We start from the raw sequence: 19,395 nt of genomic DNA, 5'->3' as shown, positions 1-19,395 counted from the left end.
TTATGGGAAAAAGCAAGCCACGTAACCGCCATAAACACTATAAGGTTCCAGCGCCTGGCACCAGTCCGGGTCTGTATGCCATTGATGATGATGCGTTAAAGCCCATTATTGTATTACATACTTATCATGATAAGAGTTATAAGAAAACCGAACTGGAAAACATCAATAACATTGATAAACTGATCGAAAACAAAGATTTTTTTTACTGGTTCGATATCAAAGGTTTGGCTGATCCCAGCATATTTGAAACCTTATATACCAAACTCGATATCAGCAGGCTTGTACTGGAAGATATTACCAGTTCTTATCAACGGCCTAAACTGGACGAATATGACAATGACAAATACATTTTCTCGGTAAGCAGGCATTTATATTTAAGCGATGATAACGTGCTTTGCAATGATCAGATTTCCTTTATTTTATCAGAACGTACACTGATAACCTTTCAGGAAACTTATGCAGACTGTTTTGAGCCGGTAAGAAAACGTTTGGAAATAGGAAAGGGCAACATCCGTATTGGTGGCAGCAGTTATTTAATGTATGCCATTATGGATGTGATTGTCGATAACTATTTTGCGCTTTTAAATTTTTGGGGAGAAGAATTAGATGCCATAGAAGACCGTTTATACGATCATCCTGATAAAAGGATCATGTATGATACACAAGCCATTAAAAGATCTCTGATTACCATTAGGAAAGTAACCTGGCCGGAAAGGGATAAATTGAATGACATTATCCGCACAGACAGTCCGTTAATATCCGATCTGACCAAAACCTACATGAAAGATGCTTATGACCATTGTATCCAGATCATTGATTTTATAGAATCTTTAAAGGAGATTGCCTCGGCCAATATTGATATGAACTTATCAATCATCAGTAACCGCATGAACGAAATTATGAAGGTATTGACCATTATTTCTTCCATATTTATCCCATTAACCTTCATAGCCGGGATTTATGGCATGAACTTTAGCAGGGAAGATCCGGCAACGGGAAAAATATTAAAGGATAATATGCCCGAATTATATGCTGAACATGGTTATTTATACACCTGGATTGTAATGGCCGTGATTGCCATTATACAGGTAATTTATTTTTGGCGTAAAGGATGGTTTAAATAGAGCTTGCATGAAAAACTTTCCTTAAGTTACGTCATTTCGAGCGAAGTGCAACGCAGTCGAGCACCCGAAGGCGCTGCGAAGCAAAATCTATCTGTGTAGATCTCTCTATTCCACTTCGTTCCAGTTGAGATGACGATTTTGCAGATGTACTTTTTTGTTCTCAACAGGATAAATAAAAAGATTAGAATAAATTTGAATAGGTTCTAAAATCAATTTTTAATATTTGTAGCTTTAGGGCATTCTGGTTTAGGTTATAGATGCAATCATTCGAAATAGATAAAAGCGACGTACTCAAAGTTAAAAATGCAATTTTAGCTGGTGATGAGACTTTAAAAATAGTTTTAGAGGAATACCATGCCTCAGAAATTGCAATTTTGTTCGAACGTTTGGATAAATCTGAACAGCGGCATATTATAAACCTTCTTCCTGCAGAAATCGCTTCAGAGATTATCTCCGAAATGGATGAAGAATCCCACCCGGAAGAATTACTTTTCGAGCTTCATCCCGATAAACGTACCGAGATTGTTGAAGAGCTGGATTATGATGATGCAACAGATATCATTTCACAACTGGAGGATCACGAACAGAAAGAAATTCTGGAAGACCTTACCGAAGACCATGCTTCAGAAATCCGGAACCTTTTAACTTACGACGAAAAAACCGCTGGTGGTTTGATGAACACAGAACTGATTTGTGTAAACATTAATCTTACCAAAAAAGATGCAATTGATGAGATCATCCGCCAGAGCGAAGAAATGGAAGAGTTTTATACCATCTATGTGGTGGATGACCAGGAAGTTTTTAAGGGCATTGTTTCATTAAAAGATATCATCAAAGCAAAACATAATGCAAAAATAACCGAACTGGTAAAAATAGATGCAGTTTATGTACATCCTGATACCGACCAGGAAGAGGTGGCTAACTTAATTTCACAGTATAATTTAACCAGTATTCCGGTAATAGATGAACATCAGAAATTACTGGGAAGAGTAACTTTCGATGATGTGATCGATGTAATGGAAGCGGAAAGTACGGAAGATATCTTAAAAATTTCTGGGGTATCAGAAGATGAGGAGCTGAGTGGTAACTGGGTAGAAGCCGTAAAATCGCGTTTACCCTGGTTAATCATCAACCTTGGCACGGCTTTTCTGGCATCATCAGTAGTACGTTATTTCGATCCTACCATTAAACTGATCCCTTCTTTGGCAGCTTATATGACTATTATTGCCGGCATGGGTGGAAATGCAGCTACCCAGGCACTGGCGGTAACCGTAAGACGTATTTCGCTGTATGATTTAACGGATAAGCAGGCTTACAGAACGGTTTTGAAAGAATTTACAGTAGGTTTAATTAATGGAGCAGCCAACGGTTTAATTGTATTTATTTTCGCCTTCTTTTTTGATGGAAACCCCATGCTCGGTTTGGTTATCTTCCTGGCTATGACCGGTAATTTAATCATCGCGGGTATAACAGGTGCCGGTATTCCCCTTATTTTAAAACGTGTGGGTATCGATCCTGCCATTGCATCATCTATAATTATTACTACTTTTACCGATGTTTTTGGTTTCCTATTAATTTTAGGCCTTGCCAGCAAACTTTTACTATAAACATGAGATACCAGATTTAGCCTGCCAGGTTTTGAGGCTTGAAAAACTAAAACGGAGTATCTCTTAATTTAACTTAGATTACATACATTAAATCTGCAAAATCTGATCCCGATGCAAACAACAAGACACGATTGGACAAAAGAAGAAATATACGAAATTTATAACAGACCGTTTTTGGATCTGGTTTATGAAGCCGCAACCATTCACCGTGAAAATAAAGATTATAATGAAGTTCAGGTCAGTTCATTAATTTCCATCAAAACCGGTGGATGTGCCGAAGATTGTAGCTATTGCCCGCAAGCGGCCCGCTACCATACCGATTTGGAAGTGCAGCCCTTAATGCAGGTAAGCCAGGTAGTTAGCGCTGCCGTTAAAGCCAAAGAGGGTGGAGCATCCCGTTTATGTATGGGAGCTGCCTGGCGCGAAGTACGCGATAACCGCGATTTTGATCGTGTGATCGAAATGGTTAAGGCCGTGAATGATATGGATATGGAAGTTTGCTGCACACTGGGCATGCTCACCGAAAACCAGGCACAGCGCTTAGCTGATGCTGGTTTATATGCATATAATCATAATATTGATACTTCTGAGGACGATTACAAACGAATTATTTCAACCAGGACTTATGATGACCGTTTAAATACGATCAAAAATGTGCGTAAAGCTAAACTAACCGTATGCAGTGGCGGTATTATTGGTTTAGGTGAAACAGTAGAAGACCGCGTTTCGATGCTGCAGACTTTATCAAACATGGAAAAACATCCGGAATCGGTTCCGGTTAATGCATTGGTACCGGTAAAAGGAACGCCTTTAGAAAATCAACCACGTGTTCCGATCTGGGATATGGTAAGGATGATTGCGACTGCCCGTATCGTGATGCCAAATTCGGTCGTACGCTTATCGGCAGGCAGAAATGAAATGAGTACACTGGAGCAGGCATTTTGCTTTATGGCGGGTGCAAGTTCTATTTTTGCAGGCGATAAATTATTAACTACGCCAAATCCTGCTTTTGTAGATGATATGGCTATGTTTGAACTGTTGGGTTTAAAAACACGTGATGCCTTTAAAAATGGTCGTCCTGCGAATACAAGAATGGCAGAAGAAGCTGTTTAATCACAAAATATAATCAATTAAAAAAGTCCCGATTTTCTCGGGACTTTTTTTGTTTCCGGGCCAGCAGTAATTTCGAGCCAGATGCTTTATTATACTGCGGTTACCCTTACTTCAATATTTCCTTTGGTTGCCTTGGAATATGGACAGGCCCGGTGTGCTTTATCGGCTAAGGATTGCGCCTCTTCATGAGAGATTCCAGGGATATGTACATCCAAATCTGCCGAAAGTGCAAATGAGTTCCCATCCTTATTAAATGAAACCAATACCTTAACATTAGCTTCGCTAACATCAACACCTTCTCGTTCGGCTATAGAACCTAAAGCACCTAAATAGCAAGGTCCCCATGCTGCCGCAAATAATTCTTCAGGGTTTGTAGCACCTCCTTGTCCGCCTAGTTCCTTTGGCTTTCTTAAATCGAAATCTAAAATTCCATCACTCGATTTAACGTGTCCGTCTCTTCCTCCGGTAGCTGTCACATCAGCCGTATATAGCTTTTCCATCATAATATTCTTAATTGATTTAGATTAACAAATTATAGTTGTCTTTGTTTTTATATACTGCAAAGACTGCATAATCATACCAATAAAGTTATAATTGGGAATAAATGTGAGCAGATGATGGGCTGTTCATGTAAAAAAATAATATTTGAGATGATACCTAATTGGCGAAAAAATAATGTAAAATCAGTTTTTCGGTATTTATAAGCTAAACGCTTATTTTAAATAATTATTTGATAATCAGGGTTTTATTTCTATAAATGTTTGCAAATCCTTTTCACTTAAATCTTCGTATACACATTTATAAGTATTGGGTTTCGTGTAAAAAACCATGACTTTGACTTGACATAAAAAGCGCTAAACGTACCAAAACGATATTTTTATATCATAACAGCTAAAAATCATCCCAATGGCAAATAGATTGTTTTTGTTGATGTTCATAGCAATTATTGTTATGCCATCCAGATTAAATGCGCAGTCCTCTCCTGAGAATATTGGATTTGAAAAAGGAAATTTTCAAAACTGGAAAATTTATGCGGGTTCCATTGCAATCGAAAATAACCAGAATGTAGTTACGATGAACGAAGTGACCAAACCTATTTCGGGGCGGCATACCATCATCAGCAATAAAAATCTGGTTGATCAATACGGCGGTTTTCATTTAATCCCGCCATCCGGAGGAAATTATTCTGTTAAATTAGGCAACAATGCCACCGGTGCACAGATCGATGGAATATCTTATGAAGTTAGCGTTCCAACCGATCAACCAACATTTACATTAACTTACCAATATGCTGTTGTTTTAGAAGATCCAGATCACGAACCATTTGAACAACCCCGGTTTGTTGCCCGGGTTAAAGATATGGAGAAAAACGAATACATTCCATGCGCATCATTTGAATATGTAGCTACGTCATCATTGCCAGGCTTTAAAAAGTCAGCAGATTATGATAATGTGATTTATAAAGATTGGTCGCCTGTTACCATTAATTTATCGGGTTATCAGGGTAAAAAACTGCTTATCGAGTTTATCAGTACCGATTGTTCCCGGGGACAGCATTTTGGCTATGCTTATGTAAATATCAAAAATGTATACGGAGATTTAATTACCGGCAATACTTATTGTGCCAATGCCGATGCTGTTAACTTATCTGGTCCGAGCGGCTACCAAACCTACAACTGGTATAGTGAAGACCGATCGATAAAATATGGTTCCGGGCAATCGATCAATATAAAACCAAAACCTGCGGATGGTTCGCGTATCCTGCTGGATGTAACACCTTACTTAGGTTTTGGCTGTCCAAATACAGTAAGTACCGTTGTTAAGGGTATAGGCTATGAATTTAATGTTTTAAAAAAAGATGTGGTATGCCAGAATGCTGAGATAGACCTTTTGGATTCCAAGTACATTCTGAACAAAACGGAAGGTTTTACTTACCAGGTTTATGAGGACAAGGATTTAACCAAGCCGGTAAATGGGCTGATTAAAATTATTTCCGATAAAACTTTTTACATTAAAGGCAGCAATAATAAAGGTTGTGAAAGTATTGTTCCAGTAGAGATTTCGATTTTTAATACAGCAAACATCAGTATTAAAAATCCAAAAGAGGTTTGTTATTCAGAAAAAATAGACATTACAGATGCAGCTTTATACATAGGTAATTTAGAAGGAATTACCAGGTCATATTTTGCCGATGAAGCAGCTACTCAAATCATTTCAGATCCACAGCACATCAGTAAATCAGGAAAGTATTTTATCAGATTTTCCAACCAATCGGGCTGCAGTAAAATTGTCCCTATTGAAGTAAACATCAAAAATAAGCCAATTCTAAAAGTAAGCAATCCTAAACCTTTATGCATATCAACAAAAGTTGATATCACTGCGGCAGCTTATTACGCAGGAAGTGATGCTACGTTCAAATACAGTTTTTATGCAGATGAAGCCTTTTCCATCCCCTTAACTAACCCTAAAGAGATTGATCAATCGGGTACTTATTATGTAAAAGCAACCAATGCAGAGGGTTGCACGGTAACTGATAAAATTGAAGTAACAATCAATGATATGCCTGTACTTCAAATCAAAAATCCTGAAACAGCATGTTATCCGGACAAGGTTGATATTTCTAATCCGGAGCTTTATAGTGGATCGAGCAATAATTTAAAATTTTCATTTTTTTACGATGCAGCTTTAAGCAAGCAGATTTCTTCTCCTAAAGCGATTGCCAAAGCCGGAACTTATTATGTTAAAGCAGTAAATGATGGAGGCTGTTTTACATCAGGCAAAATACAGGTTAGCTTTAACACTGCACCAACCCTAGTACTCCATAACCCAAGGGCAGCTTTTGAGCAGGATTTTATCGATTTAACCGCACAGGAAATAACTGAAGGGAGTAGTCCATATGTAAAAGTGGGTTATTATGAAGATGAAAAACTAAAAAGACCTTTAGCTGACCCTAAAAGAGTAAACAAGGCCGGTGTTTATTATATTACGATACAGAATGAACAGGGATGTGTAGCCTCTGCACCAATTGAACTGGAAATTTTACCTCAGCCAAAAATAATTGTTCCAACGGCATTTACCCCTCAAAGAGAAACGAATAACCGCCTTTATCCATTTTTGGTAGGTATTCAAAAGTTAACCAGTTTTAAGATATACAATAAATGGGGAATATTGGTCTATCAAAGCGCTGATTTGGCAAATGGAGGATGGGATGGACAGTTTAACAGCAAAATGCAACCACTGGAAACATTTTCTTGGTTTGCAGAAGGCATTGACACCTCGGGTGGGAAAATCCAATCAAAAGGAAAAACTATACTAATACTATAATGTACAGATCGCTGCTCATTTTTTATTTATGCCTCACTACTGTTTGTTGTTGGGCACAGGACCCGAAGTTTTCGCAATACTTCGCTGCACCTTTAAGCTTAAACCCTGCATTTACCGGTTTTTTTGATGGCGATTATAGAATTGCCGTCAATACCAGGCAGCAATGGGGCAATCTTGGTGATCCTTACAATACCTATAGTGTATCTGGCGATCTGAAATTGATAGAAGACGAAAACTTTACAAACAGCTATTTCAGCTTGGGTTTAAGTGGCCTGTTTGACGAATCTTTAAATAAAGCATTAAAATCGCAATACATTAGTGCCAGTGTTTCATACTATCAATATATGGACGAAGAACATCGTTTTAAATTTGGTTTGGCACCGCAACTTGCTTATGTCTCCAGGTATCTGGATTACAATAAACTCACTTTTGCTTCTCAATATAATGGTGCTGGCGGTTTTGATAATTCAATGCCTAATTATCTGGATTTAAAGAATGATAGAACATCCTATTTTGACTTAAATATCGGGGCTAATTTCGCTGCCAATTTTGATTATTGGAGTATAGCCCTCGGATATGCGCAATACCATCTCACTAAACCCCGCGAATCTATGCTAAGCAACAGCAACGAGGTGGTTGCTGCAAGAAGGGCCGTCAATTTAGGCTTGTTTTACTTATTGAATAATAACATTGATTTAAATTTTACAGGAGTTTACAATGCGCAGAAAAACAACAGGGATGTTATTTTCGGCACTGTAGTAGGTTTGCAACCTGGAGATGAAACTAAAATGAAACTGAATGTCGGCATGTGGTACAAATTTAACGAAGCTTCATTTTATCCTTATTTTGGTATAGCCATAAAGAATATTAGTGCGGGAATTAATTATACCGTTTACGGAAATAAATTAATGAGTGCTACACCACGCACGTACGAACTTTCTTTGATCTACAGGCATAACAACTTTAAAGGCTTTAAAGTGCCGTGCCCTAAATTCTGAGATAGCCTGTTATGCCTTAAAGCTTTATTTTTACTGATAGTTTGTAAATATCGTAGGCTACTTTCTGGATCAGATCGAATTGTTCCGGAACCAGATCTTCACCTTTTTTTATTGCTAAACCATTATCATTTAACCTGATTAAAGGCACATTGTCTACTACACTTTTTCCTCGCTCCAGGTTATCAACAGATGCATCCAGCAAGTAATTGGTGTTATTGGCGATCGGTTTTAAGGTTTCAAAACTCTCGAATATAAACTGGTGTTCCTTATTATAGAGCGATAGCGTTGCAACATATGATGACAATAAATGGCTGAGTGCTGTAAACTGATGTACTTCTTTAATAAACAATTGCTTGCTTTTGGGTTCAGAGAACATCCTTTGAAATAAAGAAGCCAAATTAGCGGTACTTACATAAACCTCTTTACGGGCCAGCTTATATTCCGTTCTATTGTAATTTTTCTCAAAATACAATTTAATCACCTGTTCGTAATAAGCTTTATTTGCTTTCAGCATATCTACCATAGCTTCTTTCAGTTTTTCGTACTCCCAGGTTGGGAATAAAGAATAACTGGCCAGCAAAGCAATACCGGAGCCAATAAATGTATCATAAATCCGCTCACGTGCCAATGCTATCGATCCCATCCCTAGAAAATCGAACAGGATCAGGATATAAGGAGTCATAAAGAGTACGCTTACCACATAATTTTTCCTTTGAAAACTATAACAGCCAATCATGCAAATCAACAGGATTGCAAACAAAGTATTCCGATCATGGATATAAGTAATTACGCCCATACCAATAAAAGCCCCGACTGTGGTACCGATCAAACGCTGATAATTACGTTCTTTGGTTAAGCTGAATCCCGGTTTTGAAATCACAAGAATGGTGAGGAGAATCCAGTAGCTGTGCGAAAAATCGAGAATCTGGGCCACTATAAAACCCAGTAACATCACTACGGTAACCCGTAACGAGTGCCTGAAAGTAGAAGAGGTGTAGGTTAAGTTTTCCGTGAAGAGTTTGAAATCGAATTTTTGCCTGGTGATAAATTTCTCGGTATCAACCTCGGCTTTTCTAATATCCTTGCTGTTTCTGATTTTAAAATAGCTGAAAATAGTTTTAACCCTGGCCAGAATATTTTCGATGTTTACCTCAATATTTTTTAAGGCAATAATACCCAGCGTATTGTACTCCTGATTTTGATTATTCTTTTCCAGATTGTTGATTTTAATCTTTAACCGTTCGATCTCAATTAATAAACGTTTCGAAACAACAGGCATTCCGCCACTTTTCAGGGCAAATGCAATATCATCAAGGGCATATGAAATCCGCTTGATGGCCATTTCATAATCTGATAAGATGCCTGCTTTATCAAACTGATCGTGGAGTTGCTGGTAATTATAATAGGTAGACATTACCTGCTCAAACAGATCAACCATATCTACAAATACCAATAATAAAAATCTACCTTCAGGGGTAGAATCTCTCACAATTTCGCGTGTTCTGAATAACAATTCTCTTACTGCATCCTGTTTTTCGTGAACAGACACCTGAAGTTGTAACAGTTCTGAATAAGTTTTATCGTAGTTATTATTCTGATGATAAAACTTGGCTTTTTCGCGCAGAAATTCTGCCACTTCTAAAATAGAATCACTTAACGATTGCTGCACCAAACGAAAAGGACGTAAGCGATACACAAAATAGCTTAAACCGGTGTACCACAAGCTACCGGCCAGCACCAAGCCAGCGTGTAACAAGACCTCTTGCCATGGGCGGATATCATCAATACTCAATACCATGATCAGCAAAACGGCAGTACCCACTGATGCTGCCCTGATGCCATAGATATAAAACATCGAAAATACAAAGCTCGATACGGCCAATAAAAAGCCAATAAAATAATGATTTTTATTGGTTAGGCCTGTTATAATGGAAAAAGTAAAAATGAGTGCCGTAGTAATCAGCATGGCGTTTCTGCGGTGTACCATTGGACCCGGACTATCTACCACACTTACACATAAAGCGCCCAAAGATAAAGTCATGCCGTATTTTAGCAAGCCAAACTGGGCAAGAATTAAAGAGGGGAGCAGTACCCCCATGGTAATGCGTAGGCCATCTGCAAAATAGGTACTCAATAAAAAGTCTTGTATATTTCTAATGGGTTGCCTGATCTGCATGTTACAAAAATAACACAATACCGATGTTTTTTGTTGAGATTAAAATTAAGTTTTTTTCTTTTTTTTTAATTTTTACGCAGAAAAACAGTAATTATCTGATTAATAATTTGATACGTAATGTTTGTAAGTGTGATGGCTATGATTGTTAATAACCTTTAAGGTGTTGCGATTTTGGTAATTCAAACCAAGATTATTTAAATTTAATATGTTGATAAACAGTGTATTTAAGTGGATAACTTTGTTTATAAAAACGTTCACTTTTCTCTTGACAAATGGATGCTTTCCAGCTAAATTAGATGATATCAAATACGAAGTACTTTGAATTCTGATAAAACAGTCCAAAAGAGATAGAGAACCGAAAGGGGAATTATTTCGGAATGTTTACGGGGAAAACGATTAATTTCTGAAAGGGTTGAACCGAGTAAGAAATATATATAACCATCAAAAGATTGGATCATAAGAAAATCGCACAGGCCCAGACAGAGCTTATAGAAAGTTACGAAGTTTACGGACAGAAGAGCTGGAAATAAATTTTCACGAATCGCAAAAGTTGTAAAACCTAACGATAACGGAAAAATCAAAGTAACAAGAATTAGATGCTTTAAAAGCGACTAAGGTTGTTTTTAGAGTTAAAACGGGGAACTGAATCGAAAGAAGAAGGACCCCGTTTTTATTTTGCCCTAAAATTTTGATACTTTCGATCAAAAAAAGAATAGCGGAATCTTCCACATATTATTCCTAAAACATTAAATTTACCAAATGGCCAAAAAAGGTAAATCAATCTCCAGCCCATCAAAAAAGATATTCGTTCTAGATACCTCGGTTATTTTATACGATCATGATGCGATAAACAACTTCCAAGAACATGATGTTGCCATTCCCATCCAGGTTTTAGAAGAACTTGATCATTTTAAAAGTGGTAATGACACCCGAAATTTCGAAGCCAGAAGTTTTATCCGCCTTATTGATGAAACTTCCAAACAAAAACTGATCAGCGATTGGATTTCATTGAAAAGTCTCGAATCAGGGAAATTTAAGGTCATCTTAAATGAAAAGCCATTAGCAGTAAATGCAGAGGAGGTGTATGGAAAAGGCAAAACAGACCATAAGATTTTAAACGCAGCATTAAGTTTAAAAGCAGAATATCCCGATAAAAAAGTAATACTGGTATCGAAAGACATCTGCCTGAGGTTAAAAGCCAAGGCTTTGGATTTAAACGCAGAAGATTACGAAACTGGTAAGATTAAAAATGTAGATGAACTTTACGCCGGAAAGACAGAATTGACCGATTTTCCAGTCGAAATTATAGCGCGCGTAAAAAAACAACCATTTATTGATGCGGTTGAAATAGCATTACCAAGCCAAAATGCCAATCATTTTTATGTTTTAAAAAATAAGAGAAAAACTGCGAATGTATTTTATAACCATTATTTAAAAACAATCTCGGCAGTTTCTACCAATCCGGTATTTAAAATCCAACCTAAAAATATGGAGCAGGCCTTTGCCATCCACGCACTTTTAGATCCGGAGATCAAGCTGGTAAGCATACAGGGCAATGCCGGAACCGGAAAAACCTTATTGGCGCTGGCCAGCGCTTTAGAACAGCGTAAAAACTTTAGGCAGATTTATGTTACCCGGCCGATTGTTTCTTTGAGCAATAAAGATATTGGCTTCCTGCCGGGTGATGCCAAATCGAAAACAGATCCTTTTATGGCGCCCATCTGGGATAATTTACGGTTTATCAAAGAGCAATTTACCGGTGACGATAAAATGTCGGAAAAGATCGAAGAACTGATCACGACCGAAAAAATAGCTGTTGCACCATTGGCCTTTATCAGAGGCAGAACCCTCACCAAAATCTTCTTTATTATTGATGAGGCGCAGAACTTAACGCCTCATGAGGTAAAAACAATCATTTCGAGGGCAGGAGAGCATACCAAGATTGTATTTACAGGCGATATTTACCAGATTGATACGCCTTATCTTGATTCGGAAAGCAATGGGCTTTCGTACCTGATTGAAAATGCGAAGAACCATCCGCTTTACGCACATATTACCCTCCAAAAAGGGGAGCGGAGCGAGTTGGCCAATTTGGCGAATGAGTTGTTGTAAGATCTTATGCCCAATTAAGCGATCGTCTTTTCGGATGGATTGCAGCGAAGTTAAAATCTATCTCGAGGGTAGATCTCTCCATTCCGCTACGCTTCAGTAGAGATGAAGATTTTTCTTATATAGATAAGCCACATTTGTGACTAATGATATTTCTTCAAGCTCCTCAAACAAATAAATAACCCAATCAAAGTTAAAACCGCACTTAGTATAAACGGTGCCCCCGGGAAATAAACAGGTGCTTTCCCTTCTATAAAATAAGCAAAAATATGTGTCATTACCCAAGGCGCGAATATGGCGGCCAAACTTTGTAAACCGGTTAAAACACCTTGCATTTCGCCCTGTGCATTAGCAGGTACCTGATTGGAAATAAGTCCCTGCATAGCTGGTCCGCCTATTCCGGCCAAACCATAAGGGAGCATAAAGGCAAACATCATCCAGCCTTTGGATGCAAAAGCAAAGGCTACGAAGCCGATTACATACAAAATGAGGCCAAAGTATACGGCTTTCTTTTCGCCTATTTTTGGCAGAATCACCCTGATTAATCCACCCTGTACAATTCCGATCACCAAACCCACAAAGCCTAGCGAATAACCCACCCACGCTGCATCCCAGTTAAATTTCTCCATGGTATAAAATGTCCAGTTCGATTGAACTGAATGACTGGAAAAATACAGCAGGAATAATGTAGCCATTAACCCCGCCAATGCCGGATATTTACCTATACGCTGTAAGGAGCCAATGGGGTTGGCCCTTTTCCAGTCAAAAGCCCTGCGTTTTTCAACCGGTAAAGATTCTGGCAATATAAAATAACCATAAAGCCAGTTAATTAGTGATAAGCCTGCGGCAACCATAAAAGGCACACGGGTACCAAAATGGCTAAAAACACCACCTAAAACCGGTCCTAATATAAAACCAACACCAAATGCAGCACCAACCAAACCAAAATTCTGTGCTCTTTTCTCAGGAGGCGAAACATCTGCAATATAAGCCTGGGCAGTAGTAAAACTGGCTCCAGTAATACCTGCAATTATACGCCCTACAAATAACCAGATAATGGAAGGGGCAAAGGCTAAAAAGATATAATCGATTCCTAAACCAAACAAAGAACTTAACAATACCGGTCTTCTTCCATACCGATCGCTCATTGCGCCGATGACCGGAGAAAATATAAATTGTACCATTGCATAGGCCAGCGTTAGCCAGCCCCCATATTCTGCTGCCAAACCGAAGCCGCCACCGGTAAAATCCTGTATAAGTTTGGGTAATACCGGAATAATCAGCCCAAAGCCTGTAAAATCGATCAGGAGGGTTACCATAATAAAACTCATTGCAGATTTCTTCTCGTTTGCCATCTTTAAAAGGTTGAAAAACAAAAGTATCAGAATTACTTCAGAATGTAAATTTTAGTTCTACAAACCTGCGAGGGTTTAAATCATCAGATTAAGGCAGAACCCCTGTTCATAAACCTGATCAAGCGGAAAGCCCGCAACCCGATTAAACGCCGTCTATGCTGTCGTTTATTGAGTGCTTGCTTATTTTACAGGTTTCATCGGGGAGGACTTGCAGCGGTAACAGGGCTGCAGGCCGCCATTCACACTGCACCCTACATTTCAAAAAAAATATCAATCCAATCCGGCAAACCTACCAGAATTCAAAAACCTGACAGGCTTAAATCAAAAACCCTTAAACTGACCTTCAATAAATCAAAAATACTCCAGTCATTAAAAACCTATCACAACGGTCAAAAATTTTCCACAATGCCTTAATCCGGCTAAATTTTGCTAAATTCGCAAGGTTATAGTAATACCCTTTTTTAATATCGTTTTAAGTAGCGAGAATAATAATTTATGGCAGAAGATTTAGAAAATCAGCAGAACGACAAAATCATTCCAATTAACATAGAAGAGCAGATGAAATCGGCCTACATTGATTACTCAATGTCGGTTATCGTATCCAGGGCTTTGCCTGATGTACGCGATGGATTAAAACCGGTACACCGCCGTGTTTTATATGGTATGCTCGATCTTGGTGTAACCAGCAATAAACCACATAAAAAATCTGCCCGTATTGTAGGGGAGGTTTTAGGTAAGTATCACCCACATGGTGATGCATCTGTATACTTTACCATGGTTCGTATGGCCCAGGACTGGAGCTTACGCTATCCAATGGTTGATGGTCAGGGAAACTTTGGCCACATTGATGGCGATTCTCCGGCGGCAATGCGTTATACCGAGGCACGCTTTTCGAAAATTGCGGAAGAAATGCTTGCCGATATCAATAAAGATACGGTAGATTTTCAGTTAAACTTTGATGATACTTTACAGGAGCCAACTGTTTTACCTGCAAAAATCCCTAACTTATTGGTGAACGGATCTTCTGGTATTGCCGTAGGTATGGCCACCAATATGGCACCTCACAATTTAACCGAAGTAATTGATGGGGTGGTAAATTATATCGACAATAGAGATATTACTATAGAGGAATTAATGAAGTTTGTAAAAGCTCCTGATTTCCCTACAGGTGGTATTATTTATGGATATACTGGTGTAAAGGAAGCTTTCGAAACCGGCCGTGGACGTATTGTTATGCGTGCAAAGGCTGAAATTGAAAGCATTAAAGACCGTGAAGTAATTATTGTTACCGAAATTCCTTACCAGGTTAACAAGGCCCAGATGATTGAGCGTACTGCTGAATTGGTAGGCGAGAAAAAACTGGAAGGTATTTCCAACATTAAAGACGAATCGAATAAAGATGGTATCCGCATCGTGTACGAAATTAAACGCGATGCCAATGCCTCTATCGTTTTAAACAACCTATATAAGTATACCGCTTTACAAACCTCTTTCAGCGTAAATAACATTGCACTGGTAAAAGGCCGTCCGCAAATGTTAAATCTTAAAGATTTAATTGTGCATTTTGTGGATCACCGCCACGATGTAATTGTTCGCCGTACAAAATACGAATTGGCTGAGGCTGAAAAACGTGCACACATTTTAGAAGGTTATTTAATTGCTTTAGATCATCTGGATGAAGTAATTAAATTGATACGTGCGTCTGAAACACCAGAAGAAGCCCGTTTAGGCTTAATGGAAAAATTCGGCCTGAGCGACCTTCAGGCCCGTGCCATTCTGGATATGACGCTTCGCCGTTTAACCGGACTAGAGCGCGATAAGATCAAAGAAGAGTACGCTGAATTGATGAAAACCATCGAATATTTGAAATCTATTCTGGCAGACGAAGGTTTACGGATGAAAATCATCAAAGATGAACTGGAAGAAGTAAAACAGAAATTTGGCGACGAACGTAAAACCACAATCGTTCACTCGGCTGAAGATATGAGTATGGAAGATTTCATCGACGATGAAGAAGTAGTGATTACCATATCTCATGAAGGTTATGTTAAACGTACGCCAGCAAGCGAATTTAAAGCGCAGGGCAGGGGCGGAAAAGGTTCTAAAGGCAGTACCTCAAGAAATGAAGATTTTATTGAGCATATGCTGGTTGCCACCAATCACAATTATATGTTATTCTTTACCGAAGCCGGAAGGTGTTTCTGGCTAAGGGTATACGAAATTCCGGAAGGTTCAAGAACCAGTAAAGGAAGGGCGATACAGAATATCATCAACATTCCGAAAGAAGAGAAAATTAAGGCTTATATTAAAGTTAAAAACCTTAAAGACCAGGAGTATTTAGAGAACAACTTCATCATTATGTGTACTAAAAAAGGTACCATCAAGAAAACTTCTCTTGAAGCGTACTCAAGGCCGCGTGTAAATGGTATCAATGCCATTAACATCAATGAAGGCGACATTTTGTTAGAAGCTTGTTTAACTAACGGACAAAGCGAAATTGTAATGGCATTGCGATCAGGCAGGGCTATCCGTTTCAACGAAAGTACCGTTCGTCCGATGGGTAGAACCGCTACCGGCGTACGTGGTGTAAGGCTTGCGCATGATCAGGATGAAGTTGTTGGCATGATTGCTGTAAACAATCCTGAGGTTACCGTGTTAGTAGTATCAGAAAAAGGATACGGTAAACGTACAGATATTGAAGATTACCGTGTAACCAACCGTGGTGGTAAAGGGGTAAAAACCATTAATGTTACTGAAAAAACCGGACAATTGGTTTCCATAAAAGACGTTACTGACAGCGAAGATCTGATGATCATTAACCGATCAGGCATTGTAATCAGGATTCCGGTTTCAGCATTAAGGGTAATGGGCCGCGCTACGCAAGGCGTTCGTTTAATCTCATTAAAAGGCGATGACGAGATTGCTTCGGTAACCAAAATCGATCACGAGGAAGATGCAGAAGAAACAGTAGATTTAACTGATGTTGTAGTTACAGATGGCGAAGAACTGGAAGCCGATACTACACCGGAAGCCGAAGACACTGAAGAGGAAGAGGGCGAATCAGATCGTGAAACGGAAGAAGAAAATTAACTAAAAATAAGATTAGAATAAAAATTATGAAAAGAGTATTTCTAAGTATAGTTTTAGCAGGTGCGGTAAGCACTGCATTTGCTCAGAAAAGTGAAGTTAATGCCGCTAAAAATGATTGGAATTTGTTCCAGATAACCAATTCAAATGCATCAACTCCATTAGCCAAGAAACTTGAAGCTTTAGCAAAAGGTTTAGCCCATACAGATAAAGCTATTGCTGATGAAAAATCTAAAACGATGCCTGAAGCCTGGTCTTACCGCGCTTTATTCGCATCTTCTGTAGCAATTTTAGATTCAACCAGCACTGCAAACGCTGATGCAAATTTAAAAATTGCTCAGGATGCCATTGCAGAAGCAAAGAAATTAGATACTAAGGGAAGTGAGAAAGACAACATCAGTTCTGCTGAAACCAATGTGAGCAACGCTGTTAGAAATGGAGGTGTAATTGCCTATAATAAAAAAGATTACAAAACAGCCTACGAAAAATTTGTAGCTGCAACCGTAATTAATCCACAGGATACCGCAATGTATTTAAATGCGGGTATTGCAGCGAGGAATATTGAGGATTATCCGGGTATGATTACTCAATTTAAAAAAGTAATTTCTTTAAATTCACCACAGTCTAAAGATTTATATTCTGAAATTATCAACGCTGTTTTAAGCAAACAAAAAGATACTACGGCTGCTTTAGCTATTATTAAAGAAGCAAATGCAAAATTCCCGGAAAATACAGATTGGATCAAAACTGAAACACAAATCTATATCAACAGGGGTGATGTAGCAAAATCAGAGCAGATGTTAACCGCCTTGGCCACAAAAGAGCCAAACAATGCGAACTATCAGGTTTTACTTGGCAATATCTATTTCAGTCAGGCTCTAAAATTACAGGCCGACAGAAATAAAATCGACCCTAAAAAAGTGAAAGAATTTAATGAAGTAACCGGTAAAATGAATGCTTTGTTAGATAAATCGCTTCCTTTTTATAAAAAAGCTTTAGAAGTTGATGCTAAAAACGAAGGCGCTTTGGAAACGTTGAAAACAATCTATGCTTTTAGAAATGATACCAAAAATTATGAAGATATCAAGAAACGTTTAGACGCATTGCCTAAACAATAATTCTGATACCGATCTAAAAAAAGAGCCCCGAAATTTCGGGGCTCTTTTTTTTATGTTTATTTTTATGGTTTATTACGGTTTTATCACATTATTTAGCTCATGCAAAATTGCTTTAAAATATCATTAATCGCCTTAATTTTCGTCTCTTTTAATGCTGTAGCTCAAAAAACCCAAATTCTTATTGCCAGAAATGCCGTGGGTAAACTGCAGGCAGCTATTGCCAATAAAGAAGATGAAAAAAAGCAACTTGCTATCATAAGTGAAGGGTTGAAGGCAATTGAGTCTGCAGAAAAGGATAATAAAACAAAAAACTGGGCGGAAACCTGGTCGATAAAGTCTTACTTAATGTCGTTTGCGACCTTAATCGATACAGATCCCAATAATGCCAATAAGTATTATGATAATGCGATTGATGCTGTTGCCAAAGCAAAATCACTTGACCGTTATGATGATAATTCGGGGTTAATTAAGGCTTCCAGCCATAATATCCTGATCAAAAAACAAGAAAAAGGCAATGAAGCTTTTTTTAACAACGACTTTAAAGAAGCGTTTGCAGACTTAAAGGAAGTTGGCGATAATTTTCCGGCAGATACCACCTTAGCCTTAAATACAGCCATTTGCGCCTTAAATATCCAGGCTTATGATGAAGCTTTAACTTACTTTAAGCGCGCTAAAGAAAACGGAATTAAAAATCCATCTGTTTTTCAGAAAATGGCACAAATGTATGTGGTTAAATCGGAAAGTGAAACTGCGATAAAAACATTAGAAGACGGACTGGCGCTTAATCCGTTTAACCATTTCTTAACCAACGATTATATCAATCTTTTACTCGATACCGAAAATTTTAGTAAAGCACAAGGATTGATTGAAAGCAATTTAAAAGTAGAAAAAGGCAATAAATTACTGTATTTTCTATATGGATACCTGCAACAGGTTGGCGGCAATAATGCTACAGCAATTTTAGCTTATGAAAAGGCATTGTCTACCGATCAAAATTATTTTGACGCACTATACCAATTGAGCTTAGCGTATATTAATACAGCCAACGAAACCCTGAGTAAAAATGAGGCAGATAAAGCAGCAAAATATAATGGATTAATTAATCATGCACAGTTTGCTTTGCAGCGGGCCAATGAAATTAATCCGAACGATAAAAAAACTGTACAGTTACTGATCGATATTTACACCAAAAAGAAAGCTACCGATAAAGTTCAGGAGCTAAACCGAAAACTTCAGGAATTATAGTTGATTTCAGGAATTACCCTGATAGGGCAGTTATAAAATAATCAACTTAACATAATATTAATTATAGGACAAAACATTACATAGTAAATCTTTGAACTGTATCAGGAATGCACTGGCTAAATTGCAATGGCTTTAGAGT

The 19,395-nt window shown here is 38.1% G+C and carries 12 protein-coding genes; 9 read left to right on the top strand and 3 right to left on the bottom strand.

Annotated features, from left to right (window positions below; translation table 11 throughout):
- The first annotated feature begins 2 nt into the window (after nucleotides 1-2).
- The 3 genes from corA (at nucleotide 3) to bioB (ending at nucleotide 3,844) form a co-directional block, all read left to right on the top strand.
- Complete coding sequence (gene corA, locus ABEG20_RS07395) at nucleotides 3-1,124, top strand: magnesium/cobalt transporter CorA (protein ID WP_406826736.1); 1,122 nt, start codon at nucleotides 3-5, stop codon at nucleotides 1,122-1,124.
- 257 nt (nucleotides 1,125-1,381) lie between these two features.
- The gene (mgtE, locus tag ABEG20_RS07390) at nucleotides 1,382-2,731 is read left to right on the top strand and encodes a magnesium transporter (RefSeq protein WP_406826735.1); all 1,350 of its coding nucleotides are present in this window, start codon (nucleotides 1,382-1,384) and stop codon (nucleotides 2,729-2,731) included.
- Nucleotides 2,732-2,842: 111 nt separating this feature from the next.
- Complete coding sequence (gene bioB / locus ABEG20_RS07385) at nucleotides 2,843-3,844, top strand: biotin synthase BioB (protein WP_406826734.1); 1,002 nt, start codon at nucleotides 2,843-2,845, stop codon at nucleotides 3,842-3,844.
- 89 nt (nucleotides 3,845-3,933) lie between these two features.
- Here bioB and ABEG20_RS07380 read toward each other — a convergent pair whose 3' ends face one another.
- Nucleotides 3,934-4,344 (bottom strand): organic hydroperoxide resistance protein, encoded by a 411-nt coding sequence (locus ABEG20_RS07380; protein ID WP_406827385.1) that lies wholly within the window; start codon nucleotides 4,342-4,344, stop codon nucleotides 3,934-3,936.
- 406 nt (nucleotides 4,345-4,750) lie between these two features.
- Between ABEG20_RS07380 and ABEG20_RS07375 the strand changes: the two genes are divergently transcribed.
- Together ABEG20_RS07375 and ABEG20_RS07370 are read left to right on the top strand one after the other, a co-directional pair.
- Nucleotides 4,751-7,168 (top strand): hypothetical protein, encoded by a 2,418-nt coding sequence (locus ABEG20_RS07375; protein ID WP_406826733.1) that lies wholly within the window; start codon nucleotides 4,751-4,753, stop codon nucleotides 7,166-7,168.
- Nucleotides 7,168-8,166, top strand: coding sequence for a PorP/SprF family type IX secretion system membrane protein (locus ABEG20_RS07370; RefSeq protein ID WP_406826732.1), 999 nt, complete (start codon nucleotides 7,168-7,170; stop codon nucleotides 8,164-8,166). Before ABEG20_RS07375 ends, ABEG20_RS07370 begins: the two co-directional genes overlap by 1 nt.
- 16 nt (nucleotides 8,167-8,182) lie before the next feature.
- Here the strand turns inward: ABEG20_RS07370 and ABEG20_RS07365 are convergent, their stop codons facing one another.
- A complete protein-coding gene (locus tag ABEG20_RS07365) occupies nucleotides 8,183-10,342 on the bottom strand; it encodes an FUSC family membrane protein (RefSeq protein WP_406826731.1) in 2,160 nt (719 codons plus the stop codon).
- A 759-nt stretch (nucleotides 10,343-11,101) separates the two neighbouring features.
- Between ABEG20_RS07365 and ABEG20_RS07360 the strand changes: the two genes are divergently transcribed.
- On the top strand, nucleotides 11,102-12,454 hold the full coding sequence (locus ABEG20_RS07360; RefSeq protein ID WP_406826730.1) for a PhoH family protein: 1,353 nt from the start codon (nucleotides 11,102-11,104) through the stop codon (nucleotides 12,452-12,454).
- 140 nt (nucleotides 12,455-12,594) lie between these two features.
- On the opposite strand, the gene ABEG20_RS07355 is transcribed toward ABEG20_RS07360, so the two are convergent.
- Nucleotides 12,595-13,806: a TCR/Tet family MFS transporter gene (locus ABEG20_RS07355; protein WP_406826729.1), complete on the bottom strand. Its 1,212-nt coding sequence runs from the start codon at nucleotides 13,804-13,806 to the stop codon at nucleotides 12,595-12,597.
- Nucleotides 13,807-14,301: 495 nt separating this feature from the next.
- On the opposite strand from ABEG20_RS07355, the gene gyrA reads away from it, so the two are divergent.
- The 3 genes from gyrA to ABEG20_RS07340 all read left to right on the top strand — a co-directional run bounded on the left by gyrA (nucleotide 14,302) and on the right by ABEG20_RS07340 (nucleotide 19,256).
- On the top strand, nucleotides 14,302-16,896 hold the full coding sequence (gene gyrA / locus ABEG20_RS07350) for a DNA gyrase subunit A (RefSeq protein ID WP_406826728.1): 2,595 nt from the start codon (nucleotides 14,302-14,304) through the stop codon (nucleotides 16,894-16,896).
- 26 nt (nucleotides 16,897-16,922) lie between these two features.
- Nucleotides 16,923-18,011, top strand: coding sequence for a tetratricopeptide repeat protein (locus ABEG20_RS07345; RefSeq protein WP_406826727.1), 1,089 nt, complete (start codon nucleotides 16,923-16,925; stop codon nucleotides 18,009-18,011).
- A 99-nt stretch (nucleotides 18,012-18,110) separates the two neighbouring features.
- Nucleotides 18,111-19,256: a tetratricopeptide repeat protein gene (locus ABEG20_RS07340; protein ID WP_406826726.1), complete on the top strand. Its 1,146-nt coding sequence runs from the start codon at nucleotides 18,111-18,113 to the stop codon at nucleotides 19,254-19,256.
- The last annotated feature ends 139 nt before the right edge of the window (nucleotides 19,257-19,395 follow it).

It is taken from the genome of Pedobacter sp. KACC 23697 (assembly GCF_045348445.1).
Classification (GTDB): domain Bacteria; phylum Bacteroidota; class Bacteroidia; order Sphingobacteriales; family Sphingobacteriaceae; genus Pedobacter.
This window is presented reverse-complemented; position numbering and strand designations above follow the sequence as displayed.